The sequence below is a fragment of the Bacillus thuringiensis genome, assembly GCF_001455345.1.
GTDB lineage: Bacteria > Bacillota > Bacilli > Bacillales > Bacillaceae_G > Bacillus_A > Bacillus_A thuringiensis_N.
In genome coordinates, this window is record NZ_CP013274.1 from 426,404 (window position 1) to 451,393 (window position 24,990).

A 24,990-nucleotide genomic window follows, 5' to 3' on the forward strand; every position below is an offset into this window, starting at 1 on the left:
AAAGTTTCACTTTATGTTAAATCGTAGGAGACTCATTAAATTCATAGACGTCTTTATTCTTTCTGTTCGTACTTAAAACGAATTTATGCTGCAATAGTTGCAGTTTAAAGAATGCTAACGGATCGTGATAAGTTTCAGGGTTGCTTCTTAACGTTGCTAACGTTTGTTCGTCTTCCTCTATTTCAAGTTGAGCTGCTTCTACATTTTGTTTCAATATGCTAAGTGGATCTTTAAAGAACATCATGATATCTCGTTCTAATGCGCCTTCAAATACTTCAAATTGAAGGAAGAATTGTTTTGAAATCATTTGAGCAATTTCCGTATAATCTTCCGTTTCAATATATTGTTTATATTTGTTTGCGAGCATAGATTGATTTTTTTGCATGTTACCAAATAGTTTTCCCGCACTCTTTAAGAAAAATTGTGTCGGTGTAAAGCGTAATAAAATATTGATGTTTGATACTGTAATTCTATTTGTCATGCGTACAACATCTCGATGCCAATCATCTAATAATTTGAAATCGCAAGGAAGTTTCATGCGTTCTTCTTTATATAATTTATTAAACGTTTCACTCATTTCATCTAAATAAGATTGAGCTTGAATAAATTCATTATGTGCTGTTTCAATCCACTCTTGAATAAACCCAGTAAATTTAGGTAGAAGCACTTGCTGTACATGTTTTTGAATTCGTTCGTTCATTGCAGTATTTAATTCTTCATGAACTAATTTGAAATCACTATCTTCTTGAACAAGGTCAGAACAGCTCTGTAATAATTCGGGAATTTGAGAATGGATATCTCGTGTGATTTCTTCTTTCGTTAAAAGATAAGATTCTGTAATAGAACGAATTTTATCTTTTTCAAGAGCAGTAAGATTGTTAATAAATCCATTTAGTTTCACTGAGATATGTTTATTCCATCGTACTGATTTCACTAATGTATTTTCTAATTCCACACGTTCATTTACAAGGTATGCGATTGTCTTTTGAGTAAACCATATTAGTTTTTCTATACGTTCTTGTTCCATATCGCGTCCAGCTAGATTAGAAAGAATAGACTCTGTCACGTCCCCAAGTTGCTGGCTACTCTCTTGTGAAGGAGAGTATGGGAAGAACTGTGCATTTGGGAAATGGACTTTAATCTTACTTAGTAATTTTTCATTATTAGTCGTATTATTTGTGTGTAATACGAAATGAATTTGTAAATTTGGCACTTGTTCACGTAAATAAAGTAATGCATCAAGCTCTTCCAGATGTAATGGTGAAGCAGAATTTAATACGTAAATAAGGCTATCTGCTGCTTGTAAGTATTCAAAATATGGGCCGTTTTTATCCACTTGCCCTTGAACAGATGGCGTAATAAGAAATGCAAATTTATTTTTTCTTAAAAATCTACTTGGTAACTTAATTTCTATGCATTTTTTCTCAAGTTCTGACTCCGAAGGTGTAGCCATTATTTGATGGAATTCATCAAAGTTCGGTATATTGTGTACATCTAACGCAGTGAATTCTGTTATTTCAGTTTGGCTATCATCTTTAAATAGAATAGGAGTTGTTACAGTCTCAGTTAAGATGTTCTCTCCTAATATTGAATTGATGAATGATGATTTATCATGGTCACTAGTTCCCGCTATTAGTAATTGTGTAACATTTAAATCACATAGTTCATGAACGAGTAACGTAAATTGATGACTTAAATCCACATCGTTTTTTTCAGCCCATACAGCAATTGTTTCGAATAAATGAGAAACGGTTTCCATATTTACATTTGTTTCAGCTGTTGAATTAGAGAGTAGGGCTCCCGCACTTTTTACGAGTAATGACTCTAAAGTTGTAGGTGAAACTTCATTCCACGCTAATACTGCAGCAGATACAAATAGGGCATCTTTTGCTTTCGTTAAACTAAACCAATTTGTTAATAGATCGGGTACAAGTCCCTGCATTTCATGCATGAAATGCTCACCAGTAATTAATTCAAAGTACGTATCTTGATAGCGTTCAACAATTTCATGCCAATCGTCATTGTTGTCTGTCTCAATATGTAAGAATAAATGATTTATTGTTTGAATCCAAGGTAGATGTAATTTTTCATTTTGATAGCTGTTCCAAAGAGCAATAACAAGTTCTTTAAATTGGACTTGATCAATTGCATATAAAGCTTTTAAAGATTCATAGAAATATTCTGGTTTACTTTGTTTCGTAAATCCTTGATTCACATAATGGATTAGAGTATCGAACCAGTGTAATGATTTTGTTCGAATTCCTTCTTGAACGGCAAGCTCAATAGCGTTATTCCAATCTTCTTGTTTTTCATAGAATGAGCGAGCAATTGCAGTAATGTTTGGATAGTCAGGTTGAAATGCAACAGCCTCACTAATTGTCTTAAAGGCGAGACCTAAACGATCTTGTTCGATGTAAAGAGAAAGAAGTTGTAAGGAAACTTCCATTGTAAGAGTTGTATCTTCCGTTTGGATAGATTGATAAATTTCTTCTGCTTTTGGTAAGAAGCCTAGTTCAAAATAAGAATCTGCAATATTTTTGGTTGCCCAAAGTGAAAGTTCGTTATTTACTTTCTCCCATTTAAATATCGCTGCTTCAAAGTCTTTATTTTGGTAATAAAATTCACCTTGAGCAAAGCGGATATTAGAAATATTGGAGAATTCATTTGTAGATTCATTTATATATGCTTCACCGAGTACTTCCGATACTGGAGTAGAAGTTTCTTCTGTTAAAAATGTTTTATAGTAAACCTTTTGGATAAATTGATTTTCAATGGTCATGTTCGTTCCCCCTGTATAATTTAGAAAAATGATGTTGTATGTAAAGGGTGCATGTTCTTTTAATAGGTAGAAGTTGCATTATATCGACCAAACTATGTATTTGCTAGGTATATCATTTTTCCTGAGAGTTAAACCGTTGCGAAAAGTAACTTTCCTTTATTGTAACAAAAAAACAAGCATATGAATTTTTATTTTTTAATCCTGTTATTTGTGGATAGTAAGACTGGCGCTTCGAAAAGCGGTGAATATAATGGAAGGAGGCGGGAGTTTGGCGCACGATTGATGTTGTACTAAGAATGAGCGAGGATGAACAAATCCTCACCGATTAATGGTTCACTTTCTTCCTGTTAAAGGAATGGATAGAAGTAGAGTTCATTATAAAAACAATGTATAGTGAATATGTATACCATGTTTGTCTGAAAGATAGAAAGGGCACAATGTGGAATAACGATCGTGCATAGGATGTGTCTTCCGAATGGAACAACATATTGGCGAGTTAATCGCACATTATGGGTATTTTGGAATTATTATAGCTTTGGCCGGTGGGATTGTTGGATTACCGATACCAGATGAGTTTTTATTGACTTTTGTTGGTTATAACGTTTCAAAAGGAGTTATGTCAGGAACTGCTGCGTTTTTAAGTGGGATGGCTGGTGCAATGTTGGGCATTACATTAAGCTATATATTAGGCTTGAAACTTGGACTCCCTGTCTTAAAAAAATATGGGCCGAAAGTTAGGATTAAAGAACATCACATTGAAAAAACACATATTTTATTTGAAAAATATGGCCCATTTCTTTTAATGATTGGTTACTTTATCCCGGGAGTACGTCATTTAACAGCATATTTTGCTGGGATGTCGAATTTAACACTTTGGCGTTTTTGTTTGTATGCTTACGGTGGTGCGCTTATTTGGATCAGTGTTTTTATTGGACTTGGCTGGAAGTTAGGAGAGAAGTGGCGTTTCGTTGAGTATAGTTTACATCATTATGGAATATGGATTTTATCCATTTCAATAGTTGTTACATGTATTGTAGGGTTTTACATAAAGAAAAAGAAAAACCGCTAATCGCGGTTTTTTTAGCTGAAAGCAATAAATAGTACACCAGCTGTAATAAAGACAACACCAATACCAGTCATAAAGTTTAACTTTTCGCCGAGTATAATCATAGCGAGAATGATAGAGAATACGACGCTTAGTTTATCGACAGGGGCCACTTGTGAAACTTTCCCTGTTTTGAGGGCAAGAAAATAAAATAGCCATGACGAAGCACCTGCAACTCCGCTTAATGTGATAAAGAGCAGTGCTTTTTTATTTAGCAGTACGTCGCCAATATTTTGAAATTTACCTTGTATAATAATAACGCCTACCATAAATAATGCCATAATAATAGAACGAACTGTCGTAGCAACGTTGGCATCGATTCCATCCAAACCAATCTTTCCGAAAATAGATACAAGGGCAGCAGCAATTGCTGATAATAGTGCGAATAAGAGCCATGAACTCATAGTAAAATTCCTCCAATCTTACATTATTATACATGAAAACGATTCTCATGTATTAATAACGAAATAATCCCCACCTTATATTTTTAATAAGGTGGGGATTATTATACTACTCTGCAATTTCCTCATATAAAAAGTACGTTACATTATAAATATGTTCCACTTCATCGTCTGTCATAAACAATAATTCGTCACGCTCAATCCCTTTTTTCTTTTCAATAAATTCAATCATGTTTTTGCGTTCTTCTCTTTTCATCAATGTTATTTCTCCTCTCAATCTGTTTTAATACAGTTTATTTAAGTTACTGCTATTATATAACAGAATCTTTAGAAAGTTCCACCTATTTTATTGTTTTTTTCAGAAGAACTTTTCGACAAAACAAGCCCACCTAAAGGGGGGCTTGTTTTATTTTATAGTCGTAAAAACTCGGGCTCCGTCGTACCGGCACCATCGATGTAATAAATTGTGTCAGGATTGATTTTAATTAGTACATAATTAGGGTCTTCAGGACCGAGTAACCAGCGTTTTAAGCTATTATCCCAAAACTTGTTTTTTAATGTAGAGTCTTCCTCGATGGAGGCTAAGCCTTCCACTTCAATATAATCTTCATCTAATTTTTTTCCTTCACGCCCAAGTAGTACATGTACATTTGGATTGTTTTCGATATCTGTTATCTTTTTTGATTGTCGATCTGTTGCAACATACAGTACAAAATCTTCATGGAAAAACATCATAAAGGCGCTATGAGGTTTCTCATTTCGTACTGTAGATAATACACCAGTACGTTGACCTTGAATAATAGTTGCGATTTTTTCTTTTAAGTGCATAATTTTAACCTCTTTTCACAATTTATAATTCTGTCTGTTTAAACAAGATAATTTAAATATCTTTCATACTGTTTTCTTCAATCCGATTTTTTAAACGCAATTGTGATGAAATCGGACAAGTTAGGAGAAGAATAATAATAATATCGAGGAGAAATACATACGATGGAAGGATGAAAAGCATGTTTAATAAAATATTTCTTATCGTGGCTCTTATAGGTGTACCACTGTCTGTACTTGGGAAAACACTTCATTGGCCTCAAACAATTATGTTCGCTGTGTATTGTATTACGATTATCGCATTAGCGGGTTTTATGGGGAGAGCGACAGAAAGTTTGGCAATTGTTTCTGGTCCTAGAATAGGTGGATTATTAAATGCTACATTCGGTAATGCCGTTGAACTAATCATTTCAATTTTTGCACTTCAGGCAGGATTAATTGAGGTGGTGTTAGCCTCTTTAACGGGTTCTGTACTTGGAAATTTATTATTAGTAGGAGGGCTATCCTTTTTTGTAGGGGGGCTTAAATACAAAAGACAAAGTTTTAATGTGTATGATGCAAGGCATAATTCAGCTTTATTAATCTTTGCTGTAGTAGTAGCATTTGTTATTCCAGAGATTTTTTCAATGAAGATGGACGCTGGAAAGACGTATCAATTAAGTATTGGTGTCTCGATTATTATGATTATTATGTACCTTGCTGCATTGCTATTTAAGTTAGTTACGCACCGCGGTGTATATCAGCATAAAAGTGATGAAGTCGCTCATGAGGAAGAACCAGAGTGGTCGAAAGGGAAAGCATTACTCATTTTAGCGATAGCAACAATTGCGGTAGCTTATGTGTCAGAGGCGCTCGTGCATACATTTGAAACAGTCGCGAAATCATTTGGCTGGTCAGAACTATTTATAGGGGTTATTATCGTTGCGATTGTTGGAAATGCAGCGGAACATGCATCTGCAATTATTATGGCTTATAAAAATAAAGTAAATATTGCAGTCGAAATTGCAGTAGGTTCTACATTACAAATTGCCATGTTTGTTGCTCCTGTATTAGTACTGTTATCCATGTTTTTTGCAAACAGGATGCCTTTAGTATTTACCATACCAGAACTTGTTTCTATGATTACCGCTGTTTTCTTAACGATTGCGATTTCAAATGATGGTGATACAAACTGGTTTGAAGGAGGCACTTTATTAGCGGCGTATGTCATTATGGGAATTGGTTTTTATTTATTATGAAAAATAGGCATAACAATTGTGCTGAGAGAAAACAATAAACAAAGTAGTATATACCTTTACGTAGGAAGGAGCCAGACAGGTGAAACGAGTATACAGCATATGTCTTTCAACTATGGTCTCGTTTATTCTATTATTTCCTAACATGAGTTTTGCAAAGACAACGGTAGAAACAAAAATGCCTTCATCTGTTTTAAATATTTCTAAAGACAATACGTTTCCAAATGATGCGCAAGATTTGCCGCGTTTACAGCCGAGTAAGTTTGCTCAAGAACTATTGAAAACAGCAAATATTAAAATTGAAAATCCGGACTTAATTCGAATGTTTAATGAAACGACCATTTCGAATGCACCGCTTGCGGTAGGGTACCGAGCGAAAATTTATTTAGGTCAATGGGCTTTGAATTATGAATCGGTTGATACATCGATTAATTGGGAATATAAACAAGTAAATCGCAACGTATACGATAATCGAGGAGGAGATCGCCTATATCCGCTACGCTATAAACAAGAAACACAGAAGACAGTTGAAGGCGATTTAACAGCGGATATGAAAGATGCTACAGATGTGAAAAAAATGATGCTTCTCAAAGCACTTGAAAAAGTACAATTGCCGCTTTCATTTAAGACGACCATTGGTTATGGTACAGGACATGAGCGTGTGTATAATATTAGTCCGAGTCAACTTGGATATTTATATGCTTATACACCAGCAGTAAATGAAAAAGGAAAAGTAACGTTTGGAGAAGTATACCTTGTATTAAAGGGAAATCAAAAAAGGCTCGTTGTAAAAAATATTACTTCTCAAGGAATTGGAGCTGCTATTCCAATTCATGATCATTTATTCTTTAAATTCATTTCTTCTTCTCACTCGCAATAATATAAAAAAACGTCAGCTTATAAGCTGACGTTTTTTTTATAATGTAATATTTGCTGTTTTTGATAAGAAATCTTCTGTCGGATAGTAGCTGTTTTTTACAAGAACATTCGGTCCAAGGCATTTTACTGCAGGACAGTGACAGCTTAATGATTTTGCTGTTTTTGAAGCACTCCATTTATCATAAGCTTCTTGTAATGTGTTTGTTTGTATGTTTCCTAGGAGGGGAACGTCACCAAAATCAGTTACAATAATATTTCCATCGAAAATGTTAACATTTAAACGAGAACGACCATCGGGATCGTTACGAACAGTGACATTTTTACTTTCTTGTAATTTTTTAAATGTGGCGATGTCTCGCTCGTCATCGCTACAAGCATAGAAAGGTAAAGTTCCAAATAACATCCATACATTTTCATCGCGAATTTCTAGTAAATGCTCAATTGCATCACGAATTTCAGCTTTTGTTAAGATCTCTAGATTACTCGCGAAATCACTTGGATACATTGGATGAACCTCATGACGTTTACAGCCCATTTCGTCAACGATTTGACGATGAATATGTTCAATGTGTGGTAGAGTTCGTTTATTCAGCATCGTTTCGGCTGATACGAGTACACCTGCATCTGATAGAGCTTTACTATTTGTAATCATTCGTTCAAATAACTTTGCACGTTGTTCATACGTAGGTTTACGCTCCATCATTGCAAATCCACCTTCAACGAAATCATCAATTGTTCCCCAGTTATGAGAGATATGCAATACGTCTAAATAAGGAATAATTTGTTCGTAACGTGCTAAATCTATAGTTAAGTTTGAATTGATTTGAGTGCGAACGCCTCGTTCATGGGCATATTTTAAGAGTGGTGTTACATAGTTGTCGACGGATTTTTTTGAAAGCATAGGTTCCCCGCCAGTAATACTTAAAGAACGTAAATGAGGAATCTCATCTAATCGTTTTAATAAAAGATCCATCGGAAGCGGATTCGGGTCTTTCGGCTGCAACGTGTAACCAACAGCGCAATGCTCACAGCGCATATTGCATAACGTCGTCGTTGTAAACTCAACATTTGTTAATAGTAGTTTGCCGTACTCTTCAAGGTCCATATACGCTTCCCATGGATCGTAAGAAGGAGTAATCGGCTTCATTTTTTGTGATATCGTCATATGAAATACTCCTTTGACTATTGAAATAACAATTTGTCCATTCTCTATAATAGAAGAATATGCGCTTTTTATAAAGTGAAACTTTTTTGTGAAAAAAGAGAGAGGGCTTACATTTGAATGAATGACTGTGACAAAATTGATGAAATTACATACCCATAGCAATCATTTTTGCGGTATAATAAAAGCAACTCGAATTAAAAGGAGAGTGCCTTCATGGGAAAAGCAATTCAAGACAAAGATACACAATTAGTATATTTAAAAGAACGTTTAAATATGTTCATTGAAGTAATTGATACAATTGAACCTGAAGAAGTAGAGTTAGAAGATGTAGATCGTCTTCTTGCAATGCTAGATGAATTAGAATTAAAATGTGAGCAATTTAAAAAAGACGAATAATATATTAAAAAGGCTGCCAATTCCAATTTGGTAGCCTTTTTCTGTGCGGATAATAGAAGGACGATAGAAAAAGAGGTATAATCAAGTTGTGAAAAATTTCATTTATGCTTGAATAGCCTGAAACAAATAAAAAGCTGAAGAGCATAACAATGGGATTTTCATCTCATAACGTTTTGGTAGCGTTCACAATTGAGGGGGAAGTAACAATGGAAAAGCTTCAAGAAAGCATGTATCAACTAATTGTTGAAACGTCAACGAACTTACCGAAAGATGTTCGTCGTGCGATTCAACAAGCGAAAGAGCGAGAAAATGCAGGGACTCGTTCTGCGATGGCACTTGGCACAATTACAAATAATATTAAAATGGCTGATGATAACATCTCGCCAATTTGCCAAGATACAGGGATGCCAACATTTAAAATTTATACACCAATTGGTGTGAATCAATTAAAGTTGAAGGAAGCTATCTATAACGCGCTTGAGCGGGCGACAAAAGATGGTAAACTTCGTCCCAATTCTGTTGATTCTCTTTTTGGAGACAATAGTGGAAATAATTTAGGACCAGGTACACCGGTTATTAAGTTTGAACAATGGGAAAAAGATTATATTGATGCTCGTTTAATACTAAAGGGTGGTGGCTGTGAGAATAAAAATATTCAGTATAGCTTACCATGTGAATTAGAAGGGCTTGGACGAGCTGGCCGCGATTTAGAAGGGATTCGTAAATGCCTTCTTCATGCAGTATATCAAGCACAAGGTCAAGGATGTAGTGCAGGTGTAATTGGTGTTGGTATCGGGGGAGACCGCACATCAGGTTACGAATTAGCAAAAAATCAATTATTCCGTACATTAGATGATGTCAATCCAATTCCAGAGTTACAAAAACTTGAAGAGTACGTATTAGAAAATGCGAATAAGCTTGGTATTGGTACGATGGGATTTGGTGGAGAAACAACTTTACTTGGCTGTAAAATTGGCGTGTATAACCGCCTACCAGCTAGCTTCTATGTATCTGTGGCGTATAATTGCTGGGCATATCGCCGCCTTGGCGTAACGATCCATCCTGAAACAGGTGAAATTATGGATTGGTTATATCAAGAAGGTGAGGATACACTGGAGCAAGAAGCACAAGAAAAAACAGAGCAACGTGAGATTGTATTACAAGCGCCAATTACAGAAGAGCAAATTCGTGAACTTCGCGTTGGTGATGTTGTAACAATTAATGGCATGATGTATACAGGTCGTGACGCAATCCATAAGCATTTAATGGATAACGATTGTCCAGTAGATTTAAATGGACAAATTATTTACCACTGTGGTCCAGTTGTTGTGAAAGATGAAAATGACAATTGGCAAATTAAAGCGGCAGGTCCAACGACAAGTATTCGTGAAGAACCGTACCAAGGCGATATTATGAAGAAATTCGGTATTCGCGCTGTTATTGGAAAAGGCGGTATGGGTGCGAAAACATTAGCGGCTTTAGAAGAACACGGCGGTGTATATTTAAACGCAATCGGTGGTGCAGCGCAATATTATGCCGAATGTATTAAAGAAGTGAAAGATGTTGATTTCTTACAATTTGGTATTCCAGAAGCAATGTGGCATTTACGTATCGATGGGTTTAAAGCAGTTGTAACGATGGACTCTCATGGTAATAGCCTACATGCAGATGTTGATAAGACATCACTTGAAAAATTAGCGAGCTTTAAAGAGCCAGTATTTAAGTAAAAAAATGCATCTCGAATGATTCGAGATGCATTTTTTTGGTATATATAGAAAAACATGTTCAGCATGAAAGAATGCACAGCAACAGAAACTACAGGTACGATTATATATGGAAAGGAGACTATTTATGAAATATAAATGGTTATATATAGGTCTCATTTTTTCAATTATGATGGCACTTGTTCCAGTTTCGGCATTGGCTTATACAAATACTCCACATAACTGGGGGATCCCACGTCCTAAAAATGAAACAGTACCAGATGCAGGGAAATTATATACAAATTTACTACAAAAAAATGGCGGATTTTATTTAGGGGATACGAAGAAAAAAGATATTTATTTAACATTTGATAATGGATATGAGAATGGATACACAGGCCAGATTTTAGATGTATTAAAAGAGAAAAAAGTACCGGCAACTTTCTTTGTAACAGGACATTATATTAAAACGCAAAAAGATTTGCTATTAAGAATGAAGGATGAAGGACACATTATTGGAAATCATTCGTGGAGTCATCCTGATTTCACAGCGGTAAATGATGAGAAACTTCGTGAAGAATTAACGAGTGTAACGGAAGAAATTAAAAAAGTCACTGGACAAAAAGAAGTGAAATATGTACGCCCTCCGCGAGGTGTGTTTAGTGAAAGAACATTAGCTCTTACGAAAGAAATGGGCTATTATAATGTATTTTGGTCACTCGCATTTCTAGATTGGAAAGTGGATCAGCAAAGAGGATGGCAATATGCGCATAATAATGTAATGACGATGATTCATCCAGGATCTATTTTATTACTTCATGCAATATCAAAAGATAATGCAGAAGCGCTTGCGAAAATCATTGATGATTTGCGCGAGAAAGGGTATCATTTTAAAAGTCTAGATGACTTAGTAAAAAGCAATCAACCGTAAGCATGTATGCTTGCGGTTTTCTCATGCTATAATGATGTGTAAAAAGGATGGGGAAACGTATGTGGAGCGAACATGTTACGTTAGAGTATCCGTACCATTTTGAAGAAGTGTTAAAGCGTTTATCTTTTGATCCACTAAACGTCATTCAATTAGATGAGAAAGTCATGTATGTCCCGCTTTGTATAGACGAGGAACAGATTGTTGTCCGCTTGCAAGGGATTGGTACTGTGCAAAATCCACAATTTTGGATTTCTAGTCAGACAGGAGATCCAGAGAAAGTAATGAAACGAATGAAGGCCATTTTTCATTGGAATGAACCGTTTCAAGATATACAAGATCATTTTTTAAACACATCATTACGTCCACTATTTGAAACATATGCTTATACTCCAATTATTTTAGAATTCGATTATTTTGCATGTTTACTTCGCTGTATTATTCATCAACAAATAAATTTGAAATTTGCTACTGTGCTGACAGAGCAATTTGTAAAACGATATGGAACAGAGAAGAACGGTGTATTCTTTTTCCCTACTCCAGAAATAGTAGCAAATATTTCAATTGAAGAATTGAGAGAGCAGAAATTTAGTCAGCGAAAAGCTGAATATATGGTAGGATTAGCAAAGTATATTATAGGTGGTAAGTTAGATTTAACTAGAATAGAAAACGAAACAGAAGAAGGGGTTGCAGCACAATTGTTACCAATTAGGGGGATTGGTGCATGGACAGTGCAAAACTTTTTAATGTTTGGGCTTGGACGGAAAAATATGTTTCCGAAAGCAGACATTGGGATTCAGCGTGCAGTACAAGGTGTATTTCAATTAGATGATAAACCGGGTGATGCGTTTTTAGAAAACGTGAAACAAGAGTGTGAACCATACTGCAGTTATGCAGCGTTATATTTATGGAAAAGTATAGAGTAGAGGTGTAATAATGATACAAAAACAACATGAGAGTAAGTTGGAAGTTGGTCAAACATTTCCTGTGACAATTAAGCGTCTAGGGATTAACGGAGAAGGCGTTGGTTATTTTAAGAGACAAGTTGTTTTCATTCCAGGAGCATTACCAGGAGAAGAAGTTGTTGCTGAAACAACGAAAATTCAGCGTGGTTTCGCTGAAGCGAAAGTGAAAAAAGTTCGTAAAGCTTCACCACATCGTGTGAAAGCACCATGTCCGGTATATGAAGAGTGTGGCGGTTGTCAATTGCAACATTTAGACTATAAAGAACAATTAAATCAAAAGCGTGATATTGTTGTACAAGCATTTGAGAAGTATATGAACAACAGTTTGGAAGAGAAAATTCGTCCAACGCTTGGTATGGAAAATCCATGGCATTATCGTAATAAGAGTCAATTACAAGTGGGACGTAAAGACGAAAAGGTTATTACAGGGCTGTATAAACAAAACTCACATCAGTTAATTGATATTGCTCATTGTATGATTCAACATAAAGCAACGAATGAAGCGACAAAAGTTGTAAGACGTATTTTAGAAAAATTAAATGTTTCTATTTACAATGAGAAAAAACAAAAAGGTTTAGTACGCACAATTGTGACACGTACTGCAGTTCAAACAGGGGAAGTACAAGTTACACTTATTACAACAAAAGAAGAATTACCAAATAAAGATCAATTTATCGCAGAAGTACAAAAACAGATGCCAGCTGTTAAATCAATTATGCAAAACGTGAATTGGCGTAAAACATCTGTTATTTTCGGTGATAAAACATTTAAATTAGCTGGAAAAGAAGTAATTCAAGAAACACTTGGTGATTTATCATTTGAATTATCAGCACGTGCATTCTTCCAGTTGAATCCAGAACAAACGGTTGTTTTATATAATGAAGCCAAAAAAGCAGCGGCTTTAACAGGCGATGAAAAAATTGTAGATGCGTATTGTGGTGTTGGTACAATCGGTCTTTGGCTTGCAAATGATGCAGCGGAAGTACGTGGTATGGATGTAATTCCAGAAGCAATTGCAGACGCAAGAAAAAATGCGAAGCGTCACGGATTTACAAATACGAAATATGAAGCAGGTAAAGCTGAACAATGGTTACCGAAATGGGTAAAAGAAGGATGGCGTCCAGATGTAATTGTTGTCGATCCACCTCGTACAGGTTGCGACGATAAATTACTGGAAACAATTTTAAAAGTGAAGCCGAAACAAGTTGTTTACGTATCTTGTAATCCATCTTCATTAGCACGTGATGTACAAGCATTAATGAAGAGTTATGAAGTGGAGTATGTGCAACCAGTTGATATGTTCCCGCATACAGCTCATGTAGAAAATGTAGTGAAGCTTGTTAGAAAGTAAAGTTTATTCATATTCCCTCACGATATGAGGGAATATTTTCTATGAAGGAGAGTAAAATGAATAATTATAAATTAACGATTCAGTACGATGGTGCACGTTTTAAAGGATGGCAACGTCTCGGTAATAACGATAATACAATTCAAGGAAAAATCGAGAGTGTCATATCTGAAATGATCGGAAAAGAAATTGAAATTATCGGTTGTAGTAGAACAGATGCGGGTGTACATGCTTTGAATCAAGTTGCTAATTTTCAAAGTGATGAGAAGTTAGTCGAACATAAAGTGAAAAAATATTTAAATCAACATTTACCCAACGATATTAGCATTACGAATGTAGAAGAAGTACAAGATCGCTTCCATGCTCGTTACAATTCTAAAGCAAAAACGTATCTTTATAAAATTTGGAATGAAGAGCATACAAATCCATTTATGCGTAAATACAGCATGCATGTGAATAAAAAATTAAACGTGAAAAGCATGAAAGAAGCTGCGAAACATTTAGTTGGTTCACATGACTTTACTGCTTTTTCAAATGCGAAATCAAAGAAAAAGTCTATGGTTCGAGAAGTATATACACTTGAAGTGATGGAAGAAGCAGGATTTGTACAAATTAGAGTAAGTGGTAACGGATTCCTTCATAACATGGTACGAAAAATTGTTGGAGCATTAATTGAAGTTGGATTAGGACAATTAGATGCGGACGCAATCCCAAATATTTTAGAGGAAAAACAACGTAATCAAATTAATTGTCTTGCTGAGGCGAGTGGTTTGTATTTGGAGAATGTTGAATTTTAATAAACAATAAAAAAATCGAGCTGTGTAAGCTCGATTTTTTTATTGTTTTGGCATTAAGAAGATTTTTCTTTCTTCATACGTATCTTCAAATTCCAAAAAGCAGCAAGCATAATAGCTGCAAAGGAGCCGCTAATTGTTGCTAATAGTTTTGCATAAGGATAAGCATTCATATCAACTAGTAACATCATACATACAAGGGTAGGGAAGAAGGCTAAGTATTGTAATAACTTTAATTTGTTATCATTACTCATATATATCGTTCCTTTCTAGTATGTTATATGTTTATTGTAGCATATTTTCCCAATTTTCATCTGCGATTGGAAGCGGATTCATCCTACATTTGATTAAAGTTTCATTTCATATGTGTAAATGCAATTTTTTAATTCGATATTGTAAGTTTTGCCTACTTAATCCTAAAAACTTTGCAGCCTGTGAAATATTACCGTGATACTCTGTCAGAATTTGATTGATGTAGTTCTTCTCCATTGTCTCTATTGTGTGCTTTAACGTTTTAGGTGCATCATTCTCGTTATTAGTTAGGGAAGGTTGCATATTGAATTCTTTTTTTATTCGTTCACGAAAGCGAGTGGGAAGATGAAACGCTGTAATGATATTTTCATCTTCAACTAAATTCATCGAACCTTCAATGATATGTTCCAATTCTCGTACGTTTCCAGGCCAATCATATGCATACAAGAATTCTCTTACATGTACATCTAGATCCGTTACGCCAAGTCCAAATTGAATGTTGTACTTTTCGATAAAGTGCTGCACAAGATCAGGAATATCTTCTTTTCGTTCACGTAAAGGCGGGAGACATAAAGTAACGACGCTTAATCGGTAATATAAGTCTTCCCGTAATCTATTGTGTGTAATAGCTTCAAGAGGATCTTCATTAATAGTTGCTATGATACGAACATCAATTTCTTTTTCTTGTGTGCCTCCGATTCTTCGTATTGTTTTTTCTTGTATAGCTCGTAGCAACTTCGCTTGAAGTGCTGGACTTAATGAGTTGATCTCATCTAATAACAAAGTTCCTCCATTTGCTTCTTCAAATAAACCAGCTTTATCGATAGCTCCTGTAAATGCACCTCGGTTCGTACCAAATAATAAGCTTTCCATGAGTGTATCAGGTATAGCGGCACAGTTTTGTGAAATAAATGGTTTGCCTGAACGCTGGCTTTCATTATGGATACTTTGTGCAAATAGTTCTTTACCGGTCCCTGTTTCTCCTACGAGAAGTATGGATGAGGATGTACGAATTACTCTCTTTGCTTCTGTAATGACAGATTGAATAGCATTAGAATCACCGATTATGTGATTAAAGGTAAATTTATTATTTTGTTTTCGAGAAAGGTTCGTTTTCATTGTTTGTTTGAAATGGCTAATCTCTGTTGAAATTTCAATAGCGCCTTTAATTTTTCCGTTTTCTATTATAGGGAAAGTATTGTTAATCGTTGTAATTTCTTGCCCTTTATTGTTAAAATACGTTTGTTTTATATTTTTGTTTGTTTTTCCTAATTTTAATGCCTCTATAAGAGTACTATTTTTATTTTCTTCAAATGCGAATACTTCTAAAGGACTTTTATATAGCACATCTGAGCGTTCCATTGATTCAATTTCCATCATTTTGCGGTTATAGATAATCGTTTTACTTTCCTCATTAATAATATGAATCCCGATATCGAGCTCATTGAGTAAAGTTTCATATAGCATATTCATTTCAATGATCTGTTTAAAATTAATTTCTTCTGTACGCATAGATTATCTTCTCCTCATTTCACCCTATGAAGACTGACTTTTTATAATTTTATTAAAATTCTTATAAAATCGCAAAATTTTTTTGCTATTTTTCCTTTAAAATTTCTCAAATGATAGAAAAATTTTGCGGTTATGAAGATTTTTTTTTGAGAAACCTTCATTTTAAATAGGAATTGGAGATTGGTACGCATTTTGCATAAATAATAGTTGAAATCTCTAAAGGAGGGATATGCAACGTTTCAGTACCAATTAATAAGAAGGAGGAGTTTATAAAGTGAAGATGGTTATAGAAGGCGTGTATAGTCCTTGTTACGGGAAAGTAGAGAAGTTATTTGTTACGGAAAGCTCTTACGTATACGAGTGGGAGAAATTAGCGTTAATTGAAACAATAGATAAACAGAAAGTAGAAATTAAAGTAGGAATCAGTGGATATATCGAATCATTAGAAGTAGTAGAAGGACAAGCTATCGCTGATAAAAAGTTATTAATAACAGTGAGGGATGATCTTTTAATAACAGGTAGTGATTGATACTATGTATTTTGCTCTTTTCAATAAGTATTCTTATTATGAATATTTTTAAAAACGCTTACATGAAATGGGTTTCCAAAGGGAAAAGGGGGGATTTATATGATTGATCAAAACCAAGGGTTAAAACGGGAATTGAAAAGCAGGCACATCTTTATGATTGCACTTGGAGGAGTTATTGGTACCGGTCTTTTTTTAGGATCTGGGTATACAATTCATGAAGCTGGGCCTGGAGGAGCGATTGTAGCGTATCTTGTTGGAGGATTTGTTATGTATTTAACGATGCTCTGTCTTGGAGAGCTAGCTGTTGCGATGCCTGACGCAGGATCTTATCAAACGTATGCTACAAAGCACATTTCCCCTGCAGCGGGTTATGTAGTCGGCTGGATGTCATGGCTAAACTGGTCTGCTACGATAGGTATTGAACTGATTGCAGTTAGTATTTTAATGAAACGGTGGTTTCCTGATGTACCGTCATGGATTTGGTGTGTAGCGTTTGCGGTGCTTCTCTTTGCTATCAATGCGTTATCTTCAAGAAGTTTTGCAGAAGTTGAATTTTGGTTTGCAAGTATTAAAGTAATTACAATCATTGCATTTATTATTTTAGGCGGGGCAGCAATGTTTGGTTTTCTAGATATGAAAGGAAATGAACCAGCACCGATGTTCTCTAGCTTTACTGATTATGGTGGGTTGTTTCCAAATGGATTATCAGCCATTTTAATTACGATGATTGCAGTTAATTTTTCCTTCCAAGGAACGGAACTAGTTGGTATTGCAGCTGGAGAGAGTGAGAATCCAGAGAAAACGATCCCGAAGGCAATTAATAATACAGTTTGGCGTATACTTGTGTTCTTTGTATTATCTATTTTCATTCTTGCAGGCTTATTCCCTTGGCAGCAAGCAGGAGTGATAGAAAGTCCATTCGTAGTTGTATTTGATAAAATTGGTATTCCTTATGCAGCCGATATTATAAATTTCGTTATTATTACAGCGGTTCTATCCGTGGCGAATTCAGGATTATATGCAACTTCTCGTATGCTATGGTCTATGTCTAATCAAGGAATGATTAGTCCAATTTTCGGTAAGTTATCTAAAAATGGTGTTCCTATTTATGCATTGATTGTAAGTACAATTGTAGGTTGTCTTTCATTACTATCAGGTATTTATGCGGAAGATACAGTTTATTTATGGCTACTTTCTATTGCCGGGTTCGGGGCGATATTAGTTTGGGCATCTATTGCTCTATCGAACTTATTAGCTAGAAGGTCATACATTAAGCAGGGCGGGGATGTGAAGGACTTGAAATTTAAAACACCGCTGTATCCATTCGTACCACTGCTTGCATTAACATTAAATGTAACAGTTATAGTTGCTATGGCTTTTATCCCAGAGCAAAGAATGGCGTTATATTGTGGAATTCCATTTATGATTGTTTGTTTACTGTTTTACCGTGCGACAAAAAATAAGGGAAGCAAGATAGAACATGTTGAAAAAGTAAATACAACAGAAGCAGAAAGTTTATAAATATATTAGAAACTTATGCTAAAAAAAGAGACTGTAAGATTTGTAAACAGTCTCTTTTTTTGTGAAAATAAAGCTGGAAACATACTATAGTATGCAAAGGGGAATTAGCGATGAATCAAGAAGTTTCACAGCTATTAGAACGGATTGATTTACGAAAAGATGAGTTACTAGAGCTTACAAAGACTTTAATTCGTTTTGAAACACCAGCACCGCCGGCGAGAAACACAAATGAGGCACAAGAATTTATTGCAGATTTTCTAAGAAAACGAAATTTTAGTGTTGATAAATGGGATGTATATCCGAATGACCCGAACGTTGTTGGGGTTAGAAAAGGGCTAGAAAGTGACACACATAAAAGTCTTATTATTAATGGACATATGGATGTAGCTGAAGTGACAGCAGATGAGGCGTGGGAAACGAATCCGTTTGAGCCATTTATAAAAGATGGTTGGTTAGTTGGACGTGGTGCGGCAGATATGAAAGGGGGACTGGCTGGGGCACTATTTGCTATTCAGCTTTTACAAGAAGCTGGCATTGAATTACCTGGAGATTTAATCTTTCAATCCGTAATTGGGGAAGAAGTTGGAGAGGCAGGTACACTTCAATGCTGCAAAAGAGGTTATGATGCTGATTTTGCAGTCGTAGTGGATACGAGTGATTTACATATGCAAGGACAGGGCGGCGTAATTACTGGATGGATTACTGTGAAAAGCCCCCAAACGTTTCATGATGCAACACGCAGGCAAATGATCCATGCTGGAGGACGTTTATTCGGAGCGAGTGCAATTGAAAAAATGATGAAAATTGTGCAAAGTTTACAAGAATTAGAGCGTCATTGGGCAGTCATGAAAACATATGAAGGCTATCCATCTGGAACAACAACAATTAATCCAGCTGTTATTGAAGGTGGTCGACATGCAGCGTTTATTGCGGATGAGTGCCGGTTATGGATAACAGTGCACTTTTATCCGAATGAAACACATGAACAAATCGCACAAGAAATTGAAGCGTATATTGGTAAAGTAGCGGCTGCCGATCCATGGTTAAGTGAAAATCCGCCACAATTTAAGTGGGGCGGAGAATCGATGATTGTGGATCGAGGCGAAATTTTCCCTTCTTTAGAAGTAGATAGTGAACATGCAGCTGTAAAAATGCTTAGCTCAGTACACGAATCAATCATATCTAAAAATGCAATTTTAGATATGTCTGCAACGGTAACTGACGGCGGGTGGTTTAGTGAGTTTCACATTCCAGCAATTATATACGGACCAGGTACATTAGAAGAAGCTCATTCTGTAAATGAGAAAGTTGAAATTGAACAGTTAATTGAATTTACAAAAGTGATAACAGCATTTATATATGAATGGTGTCATACCAAAAAATAGATGAGTATGTTGAAATCGTACAGGTATGTATACTTGTACGATTTTTTAGTGAACTATTTCAGAGTTGAACCGAAACAACTGAAATAGTTCTTTGTTTTTCTATGTCTTTCGTTTTAGTTCGATTAATTTCTCTTTCGCTAATTCAACAGCAATTGCATCATCTAAATAGCCAATTGGAAAGAGATAATCAGGGATAATGTCTGTTGATAAAATGAAATACAATAATGCGCCTCCGAGAACCGCACGTTCCTCATTTGAAATAGCCTCATTGCAAAATTGTTGATACATATCCGTTAATTGTTCAATAAAAGGGCCAGCGCTATCGATTTGTTCTAATTTACTTGCAAAACTTTCATGAATCCGTTTTTCACCTTCTGTTGTTTGAGCATAGCGTTCATAGTTTTCGAGTTCTTGTTTTACACGCGTTGTTGTATAGTCGAAATCGAATAAGTTAGAGGATTGCAGCGTTTGCTGAATGGTATCAAGAGATGTGTACATATCCGTCTTTTCTTTATTTATGTGAGGAGAATCAGGATACATTTCATCAAATAACAATTGGGGTGGAACTTGCAAACATTCTGCAAATTTTTGTAGATGTTTTTGTTTTGGCGGTTGTTTACCATTCATAATTCTTGAGATTGTTGCGGGATCAATATTTGTATGCATTCCTAATTGGCGCATGGATAAGGCACGTTCTTTTAAAAGTTTTTTTATTAATATACTAAGCCGCTCATTGGGATTTTCTTTAGGCATAGTGAAGGCACTCCTTTTTTATTGTTGAAAGAATGTTGAGCATTTATTACATGTATATGAAACAGACAGGCACAGTTGCTCAACATTTTCATAAGATGCATGGAAAAGTGAGAAAAAGGGGTGGCTGTTTATGAGTACGGCAGGTCTATTTTCAATTTTTTTAATCGGTATTGCTTCTAATTTAGATAATGCAGGTGTTGGGATTGCATATGGCATTCGTAAAATTCGAATTTCGTGGCTTAACAATTTTATCATCGCATTTTTTGGGTTTTTATTTACTTTATTAGCTGGTTTTTTTGGGAACTGGATAGCGTTATTTATTTCAGAGTTTACTGCAAACCTAATTGGAGCAATCGTTTTAGGTATAATCGGTGTGTTTATTTTGTGCCAGCCTTTCTTGGGGCAAAGAAATACTGTAGGTTCTAAAGATAGTAATGTACTTATGGGCATTTTACGTGATCCAGAAAAAGCAGATTTTGATGGTTCTAAAACAATTAGTTTTTCAGAAGCAATTGTTTTAGGGGTTGCGTTGTCTATTAATAATATTGCAGGTGGGTTTGATGCTGGGGTAACAAACTTGAATCTATGGCTTACAGCAACTATTTCTGGGGTGTTTAGTTTTATTTGTATTAGTGGTTTTGCGTATGTAGGAAAACGATTTTTAGCAGAATACTTAGGGAAATGGGCGACGATAATTGCAGGGGTGTTATTAATTCTTATTGGGATCGATCAGTTGTTGTAAGGAGAGTAGAAAACAAGGTTCGAGTATTTCCTTGGAAATACAGCAAGGGATTGCATATATCGACGTACTTTTCTCCATACTAATACGGATTTCTTTTAAGAAAGGGGGATTTGTATGGGACGCGGGAAAGCATTTGATCATAAGAAAAAAGGGCATGATCACCAACCACCTAAAGGTGCGTTCATTCATAAAGATGTAAATGAACATACTTTGGAAGAGGAAGAGCTACCAGTAAATATTGAGGCGTATAAAAATAGTTTGAAAAAACATTAAAAGCACCTACATAGGTGCTTTTTTTACCGTATATCTTCAATTAATTGTTCGGATTCTTCATGCATACTGTACTCACTTAATACTTGAATGCAAAGCCACTTTAATTCCTCAATCGTATGCTCAAGTTCTTCAGGAAGCACATGATAAATGTCTTCAAGTCCCATCCCGAAATGAATAAGTTCAAGTACTTGATCATCGATGTTCCGATCCATTAATAATTCAAGTACTTCTAAATTGAATATGTATCGGTGAGCTTCGTCGAGTGAAACAACTTTTAACTTCAAGCTTTCTACAATACTCAATATAAAAAGAAGGATTGTCTTTTCAAGAACAGGTTGTTTTCCCATTTGAAATATTAGTTTCATCTTTCACACCTCCACATATAGCGCTAGGTTGTACTATATTATTCAGGAGGGGGGAGCAAATATGCATGATATAGAGAAACTTTCAGTACGGTTTTTGTAAGGGCACGGATAGCTGATAAAGTTGAGGTTTTTATGAAATAAAAAATCCTGCTAGTATAGCAGGATAACTACTCTCAATTAAAAAATGCTCCAACCTTCTTGAGCAGAAAGAAGTTCAAGAATTTTAAAACCAGCGATACTATTTCCGTTTGCATCTAAAGCTGGTCCGAAAATACCAATTCCCATTTCGCCTTTTACGCAGCCGAAAATGCCACCAGCTACCCCACTTTTTGCGGGGATACCAACACGAATCGCAAATTCACCAGACTCGTTATACATACCGCATGTAACCATAAATGTTTTACAAATCTTTGTAATATGTTTAGGGATAATTTGTTTTTCCTTATATGGATCATATCCATCCATCGCAAAAATTAAACCGATACGTGCTAAATCGATACAGTTTACCTCAACTGCACATTGACGAGTGTATAAATCCATCAGTTCTTCGATATCACAATCAATAATTCCGTTTTGTTTCATATAGTAACAAAGTGAACGATTTAAGTAAGCTGTCTCTAATTCTGAATTGGCAACTTTAGAAGAATAATTAATAGTAGGATTATCTGTTATTTCACGTACAAAATGAAGAATGCGCTCCATCTTTTCTTCATTATCTTTTCCTGTTAACATGCTTGTAATAGCTAGTGCCCCTGCATTAATCATAGGATTAAGTGGTTTAGAAGGACTTGTCGTTTCTAACTTAATAATAGAATTAAATGGATCACCAGTTGGTTCCATTCCAACTTTAGAAAATACATATTCTTCACCACGATCTAAAAGGGCAAGTGCAAGTGTAATTACTTTTGAAATACTTTGAAGAGTAAATAGTGTTTGTGAGTTGCCAGCATGGATGTATTCTGTTTCTTTATGGAAAATGGCAATCCCTAAATCATCGGGATTTGCATTTCCTAGTTCGGGGATATAAGTAGCAAGCTTTCCTTTTTTCGTATATGGTTTTACTTGTTCTAACAACTGTTGTAAGTTGTTTGTTTCAATGCACTGCATAGTACCAACGCTCCTATTTCGAATTAACTAAGTTTACTTTTCCCGATATGCTCGGAAATAAATAATAACATGAAAAAGTGGAATGATAAAACGAAAGTTACATGTTATATCGTGGGTCTTTCGTTTTGAGTATCCTGTATTAAAGAAGGAGAATTTTCCTTTTATATAACAGTTTGGAAATAGGAGATTTATCCATAAAAAATTCAAAAATAAAAACTACACATCTATACAACTATATGTTATTATGGTTATGTAAATAGAAAGCGTTTTCTAAGGCGTACTTATAATGATAACGATTTCATAAATTTGATAGGGGGAATTAAAATGTTGCAGTTTCTACAACGTATTGGTAAAGCGTTAATGCTTCCAATCGCCGTACTACCAGCAGCAGGATTATTGCTTCGTTTAGGACAAGAAGACGTATTTAACATTCCTGTTATGGCACAGGCCGGTGCAGCAATTTTTGATAATTTAGCACTTATTTTTGCAATTGGTGTTGCAATCGGTTTGTCTATTGACGGTAGTGGAGCAGCGGGACTTGCCGGAGCAATCGGATATCTTGTTTTACAAAATACAACGAATGCTCTAAGTAAGACATATTCAGCAGCAGAGTTAAATGATAAATTAAAAAGTGTTCAAGATTTAGTCGGTTCAGTAGATCCAACTAAATTAGCAGATACAATGACAAAGGTTTCAAAAGCAGCGGCATTAACGCCGAAAATTAATATGGCCATACTCGGTGGTATTATTGCAGGGGTTGTTGCTGGTTTACTATACAACAAATTCCATAAGATTAAACTACCAGAATGGTTAGGATTCTTTGCTGGAAAACGTTTCGTACCAATCATTACTTCAATCGTAATGCTTCTTTTAGGATTAGTATTCGGTCAAATTTGGCCAACAATTCAAAGTGGTATTGATTCAGTAGCACATGGTATCGTGAACTTAGGTTCAATTGGTGCTGGTTTATTCGGATTATTAAACCGTTTATTAATTCCAATTGGTTTACACCACGTAATGAACACATACTTCTGGTTCGTACTTGGTGACTTTACAAATGCAGCTGGCGATATCGTTCATGGTGATATTGCACGCTTCTTTGCAAAAGATCCATCAGCAGGTATGTTTATGACTGGTTTCTTCCCAATTATGATGTTCGGTTTACCAGCAGCATGTTTCGCAATGATTGCAGCTGCTAAACCAGAAAAACGTAAAATGGTTACAGGTATGTTAGGTGGTCTAGCATTAACTTCATTCTTAACTGGTATTACAGAACCAATTGAATTCTCATTCATGTTCTTATCACCAGTATTATATGGAATTCATGCTGTATTAACAGGTCTGTCTCTATTCATTACAACAACACTTGGCATCCATGATGGTTTCTCATTTAGTGCCGGGGCAATCGATTACTTCTTAAACTTCGGTATTGCAACAAAACCATTGTTACTAGCAGGAATCGGTTTAATTTACGCAGCAATTTACTTTGTAGTATTCTACTTCTTAATTAAGAAGTTCGACCTAAAAACTCCTGGTCGTGAAGACGAAGAGGAATTAGCTGAAGGCGAAGAAGCACCAGTTGCAGGCTCAATTGGTGAAACTTACGTAGCAGCTTTAGGTGGAAAAGAAAACTTAACAGTTATTGATAACTGTGCAACACGTCTACGCTTACAAGTGAAAGATGCTGGTCAAGTAAACGAAGCAGCATTAAAACGTGCTGGTGCAAAAGGTGTTATGAAATTAAGTAACACGAGTGTCCAAGTTATCGTAGGTACAAATGTTGAATCTGTTGCCGATGATATGAAAAAACACGTATAAATAATTAGATAAGAGGATATCCAAAAAGATTGATAACATCAGTTTTTTTAGAGGGTATCCTCTTTTTTTTGTTAAAAATTTAACGGGAATCTTACTTTTGTAAATTTTCTTTTTCTTTTTTATACATATAGGTTGGTAATATGTGCAGTGCGTGATAAAGTAGGGATGACATAGAATGAAGTATCCATAATCTACTAAAATAAATCTTTA

The 24,990-nt window shown here is 35.3% G+C and carries 25 protein-coding genes; 15 read left to right on the forward strand and 10 right to left on the reverse strand.

Features of this window, described 5'->3' with window-relative positions; translation table 11 throughout:
* Positions 1-16: 16 nt before the first annotated feature.
* A complete protein-coding gene (locus tag ATN06_RS02420; protein WP_060629409.1) occupies positions 17-2,779 on the reverse strand; it encodes a tetratricopeptide repeat protein in 2,763 nt (920 codons plus the stop codon).
* A 475-nt stretch (positions 2,780-3,254) separates the two neighbouring features.
* Between ATN06_RS02420 and ATN06_RS02425 the strand changes: the two genes are divergently transcribed.
* Positions 3,255-3,848 carry a DedA family protein gene (locus ATN06_RS02425; protein ID WP_060629410.1) on the forward strand — a complete coding sequence of 198 codons (594 nt, stop codon included), beginning with the start codon at positions 3,255-3,257 and terminating at the stop codon, positions 3,846-3,848.
* A gap of 11 nt (positions 3,849-3,859) precedes the next feature.
* Here the strand turns inward: ATN06_RS02425 and ATN06_RS02430 are convergent, their stop codons facing one another.
* From ATN06_RS02430 to ATN06_RS02440, 3 genes are all read right to left on the reverse strand, one after another.
* Positions 3,860-4,288: an EamA family transporter gene (locus ATN06_RS02430; protein WP_000100306.1), complete on the reverse strand. Its 429-nt coding sequence runs from the start codon at positions 4,286-4,288 to the stop codon at positions 3,860-3,862.
* A 106-nt stretch (positions 4,289-4,394) separates the two neighbouring features.
* On the reverse strand, positions 4,395-4,541 hold the full coding sequence (locus tag ATN06_RS02435) for a BH0509 family protein (protein ID WP_000817786.1): 147 nt from the start codon (positions 4,539-4,541) through the stop codon (positions 4,395-4,397).
* A 155-nt stretch (positions 4,542-4,696) separates the two neighbouring features.
* Positions 4,697-5,113, reverse strand: a complete 417-nt coding sequence (locus ATN06_RS02440; protein WP_060629411.1) for a pyridoxamine 5'-phosphate oxidase family protein — start codon at positions 5,111-5,113, stop codon at positions 4,697-4,699.
* Positions 5,114-5,292: 179 nt separating this feature from the next.
* Here ATN06_RS02440 and cax point away from each other — a divergent pair, with 179 nt between their 5' ends.
* A complete protein-coding gene (gene cax / locus ATN06_RS02445; RefSeq protein ID WP_060629412.1) occupies positions 5,293-6,348 on the forward strand; it encodes a calcium/proton exchanger in 1,056 nt (351 codons plus the stop codon).
* 79 nt (positions 6,349-6,427) lie between these two features.
* Positions 6,428-7,225 carry a YfkD famly protein gene (locus ATN06_RS02450; RefSeq protein WP_060629413.1) on the forward strand — a complete coding sequence of 266 codons (798 nt, stop codon included), beginning with the start codon at positions 6,428-6,430 and terminating at the stop codon, positions 7,223-7,225.
* A 36-nt stretch (positions 7,226-7,261) separates the two neighbouring features.
* Here the strand turns inward: ATN06_RS02450 and yfkAB are convergent, their stop codons facing one another.
* Positions 7,262-8,389, reverse strand: a complete 1,128-nt coding sequence (gene yfkAB / locus ATN06_RS02455; RefSeq protein ID WP_000156006.1) for a radical SAM/CxCxxxxC motif protein YfkAB — start codon at positions 8,387-8,389, stop codon at positions 7,262-7,264.
* A 213-nt stretch (positions 8,390-8,602) separates the two neighbouring features.
* Here yfkAB and ATN06_RS02460 point away from each other — a divergent pair, with 213 nt between their 5' ends.
* The 6 genes from ATN06_RS02460 (at position 8,603) to truA (ending at position 14,526) form a co-directional block, all read left to right on the forward strand.
* Positions 8,603-8,785 (forward strand): SE1561 family protein, encoded by a 183-nt coding sequence (locus tag ATN06_RS02460; protein ID WP_000513558.1) that lies wholly within the window; start codon positions 8,603-8,605, stop codon positions 8,783-8,785.
* Positions 8,786-8,991: 206 nt separating this feature from the next.
* Positions 8,992-10,512 carry a class I fumarate hydratase gene (gene fumA, locus ATN06_RS02465; RefSeq protein ID WP_088116121.1) on the forward strand — a complete coding sequence of 507 codons (1,521 nt, stop codon included), beginning with the start codon at positions 8,992-8,994 and terminating at the stop codon, positions 10,510-10,512.
* Between the two features lie 124 nt (positions 10,513-10,636).
* Positions 10,637-11,419 (forward strand): delta-lactam-biosynthetic de-N-acetylase, encoded by a 783-nt coding sequence (gene pdaA / locus ATN06_RS02470; protein WP_060629415.1) that lies wholly within the window; start codon positions 10,637-10,639, stop codon positions 11,417-11,419.
* Positions 11,420-11,478: 59 nt separating this feature from the next.
* Positions 11,479-12,342, forward strand: coding sequence for a DNA-3-methyladenine glycosylase family protein (locus ATN06_RS02475; RefSeq protein WP_060629416.1), 864 nt, complete (start codon positions 11,479-11,481; stop codon positions 12,340-12,342).
* A gap of 10 nt (positions 12,343-12,352) precedes the next feature.
* Positions 12,353-13,732, forward strand: a complete 1,380-nt coding sequence (gene rlmD, locus ATN06_RS02480; RefSeq protein WP_060629417.1) for a 23S rRNA (uracil(1939)-C(5))-methyltransferase RlmD — start codon at positions 12,353-12,355, stop codon at positions 13,730-13,732.
* Between the two features lie 56 nt (positions 13,733-13,788).
* Positions 13,789-14,526, forward strand: coding sequence for a tRNA pseudouridine(38-40) synthase TruA (gene truA / locus ATN06_RS02485; protein ID WP_048542121.1), 738 nt, complete (start codon positions 13,789-13,791; stop codon positions 14,524-14,526).
* A 53-nt stretch (positions 14,527-14,579) separates the two neighbouring features.
* On the opposite strand, the gene ATN06_RS02490 is transcribed toward truA, so the two are convergent.
* Complete coding sequence (locus tag ATN06_RS02490) at positions 14,580-14,777, reverse strand: hypothetical protein (RefSeq protein WP_000063921.1); 198 nt, start codon at positions 14,775-14,777, stop codon at positions 14,580-14,582.
* 106 nt (positions 14,778-14,883) lie between these two features.
* Positions 14,884-16,287: a sigma-54 interaction domain-containing protein gene (locus ATN06_RS02495; RefSeq protein ID WP_060629418.1), complete on the reverse strand. Its 1,404-nt coding sequence runs from the start codon at positions 16,285-16,287 to the stop codon at positions 14,884-14,886.
* A gap of 274 nt (positions 16,288-16,561) precedes the next feature.
* Between ATN06_RS02495 and ATN06_RS02500 the strand changes: the two genes are divergently transcribed.
* From ATN06_RS02500 to ATN06_RS02510, 3 genes are all read left to right on the forward strand, one after another.
* Positions 16,562-16,816, forward strand: coding sequence for a biotin/lipoyl-containing protein (locus ATN06_RS02500; protein WP_000784766.1), 255 nt, complete (start codon positions 16,562-16,564; stop codon positions 16,814-16,816).
* 99 nt (positions 16,817-16,915) lie between these two features.
* Positions 16,916-18,337, forward strand: coding sequence for an amino acid permease (locus ATN06_RS02505; RefSeq protein WP_060629419.1), 1,422 nt, complete (start codon positions 16,916-16,918; stop codon positions 18,335-18,337).
* A 110-nt stretch (positions 18,338-18,447) separates the two neighbouring features.
* On the forward strand, positions 18,448-19,722 hold the full coding sequence (locus ATN06_RS02510; RefSeq protein WP_060629420.1) for an acetylornithine deacetylase: 1,275 nt from the start codon (positions 18,448-18,450) through the stop codon (positions 19,720-19,722).
* A 99-nt stretch (positions 19,723-19,821) separates the two neighbouring features.
* Here the strand turns inward: ATN06_RS02510 and ATN06_RS02515 are convergent, their stop codons facing one another.
* Complete coding sequence (locus tag ATN06_RS02515; RefSeq protein WP_060629421.1) at positions 19,822-20,475, reverse strand: DUF1232 domain-containing protein; 654 nt, start codon at positions 20,473-20,475, stop codon at positions 19,822-19,824.
* Between the two features lie 130 nt (positions 20,476-20,605).
* Between ATN06_RS02515 and ytaF the strand changes: the two genes are divergently transcribed.
* Positions 20,606-21,217, forward strand: coding sequence for a sporulation membrane protein YtaF (gene ytaF, locus ATN06_RS02520; RefSeq protein ID WP_060629422.1), 612 nt, complete (start codon positions 20,606-20,608; stop codon positions 21,215-21,217).
* A gap of 114 nt (positions 21,218-21,331) precedes the next feature.
* On the forward strand, positions 21,332-21,490 hold the full coding sequence (locus ATN06_RS02525; protein WP_000532409.1) for a hypothetical protein: 159 nt from the start codon (positions 21,332-21,334) through the stop codon (positions 21,488-21,490).
* Positions 21,491-21,513: 23 nt separating this feature from the next.
* Here ATN06_RS02525 and ATN06_RS02530 read toward each other — a convergent pair whose 3' ends face one another.
* Both ATN06_RS02530 and glsA read right to left on the reverse strand, forming a co-directional pair.
* On the reverse strand, positions 21,514-21,855 hold the full coding sequence (locus ATN06_RS02530; protein ID WP_000766604.1) for a DUF3969 family protein: 342 nt from the start codon (positions 21,853-21,855) through the stop codon (positions 21,514-21,516).
* A 177-nt stretch (positions 21,856-22,032) separates the two neighbouring features.
* A complete protein-coding gene (glsA, locus tag ATN06_RS02540; RefSeq protein ID WP_060629423.1) occupies positions 22,033-22,962 on the reverse strand; it encodes a glutaminase A in 930 nt (309 codons plus the stop codon).
* Between the two features lie 324 nt (positions 22,963-23,286).
* Between glsA and nagE the strand changes: the two genes are divergently transcribed.
* A complete protein-coding gene (gene nagE, locus ATN06_RS02545) occupies positions 23,287-24,780 on the forward strand; it encodes an N-acetylglucosamine-specific PTS transporter subunit IIBC (protein ID WP_000938876.1) in 1,494 nt (497 codons plus the stop codon).
* Positions 24,781-24,990 lie beyond the last annotated feature (210 nt).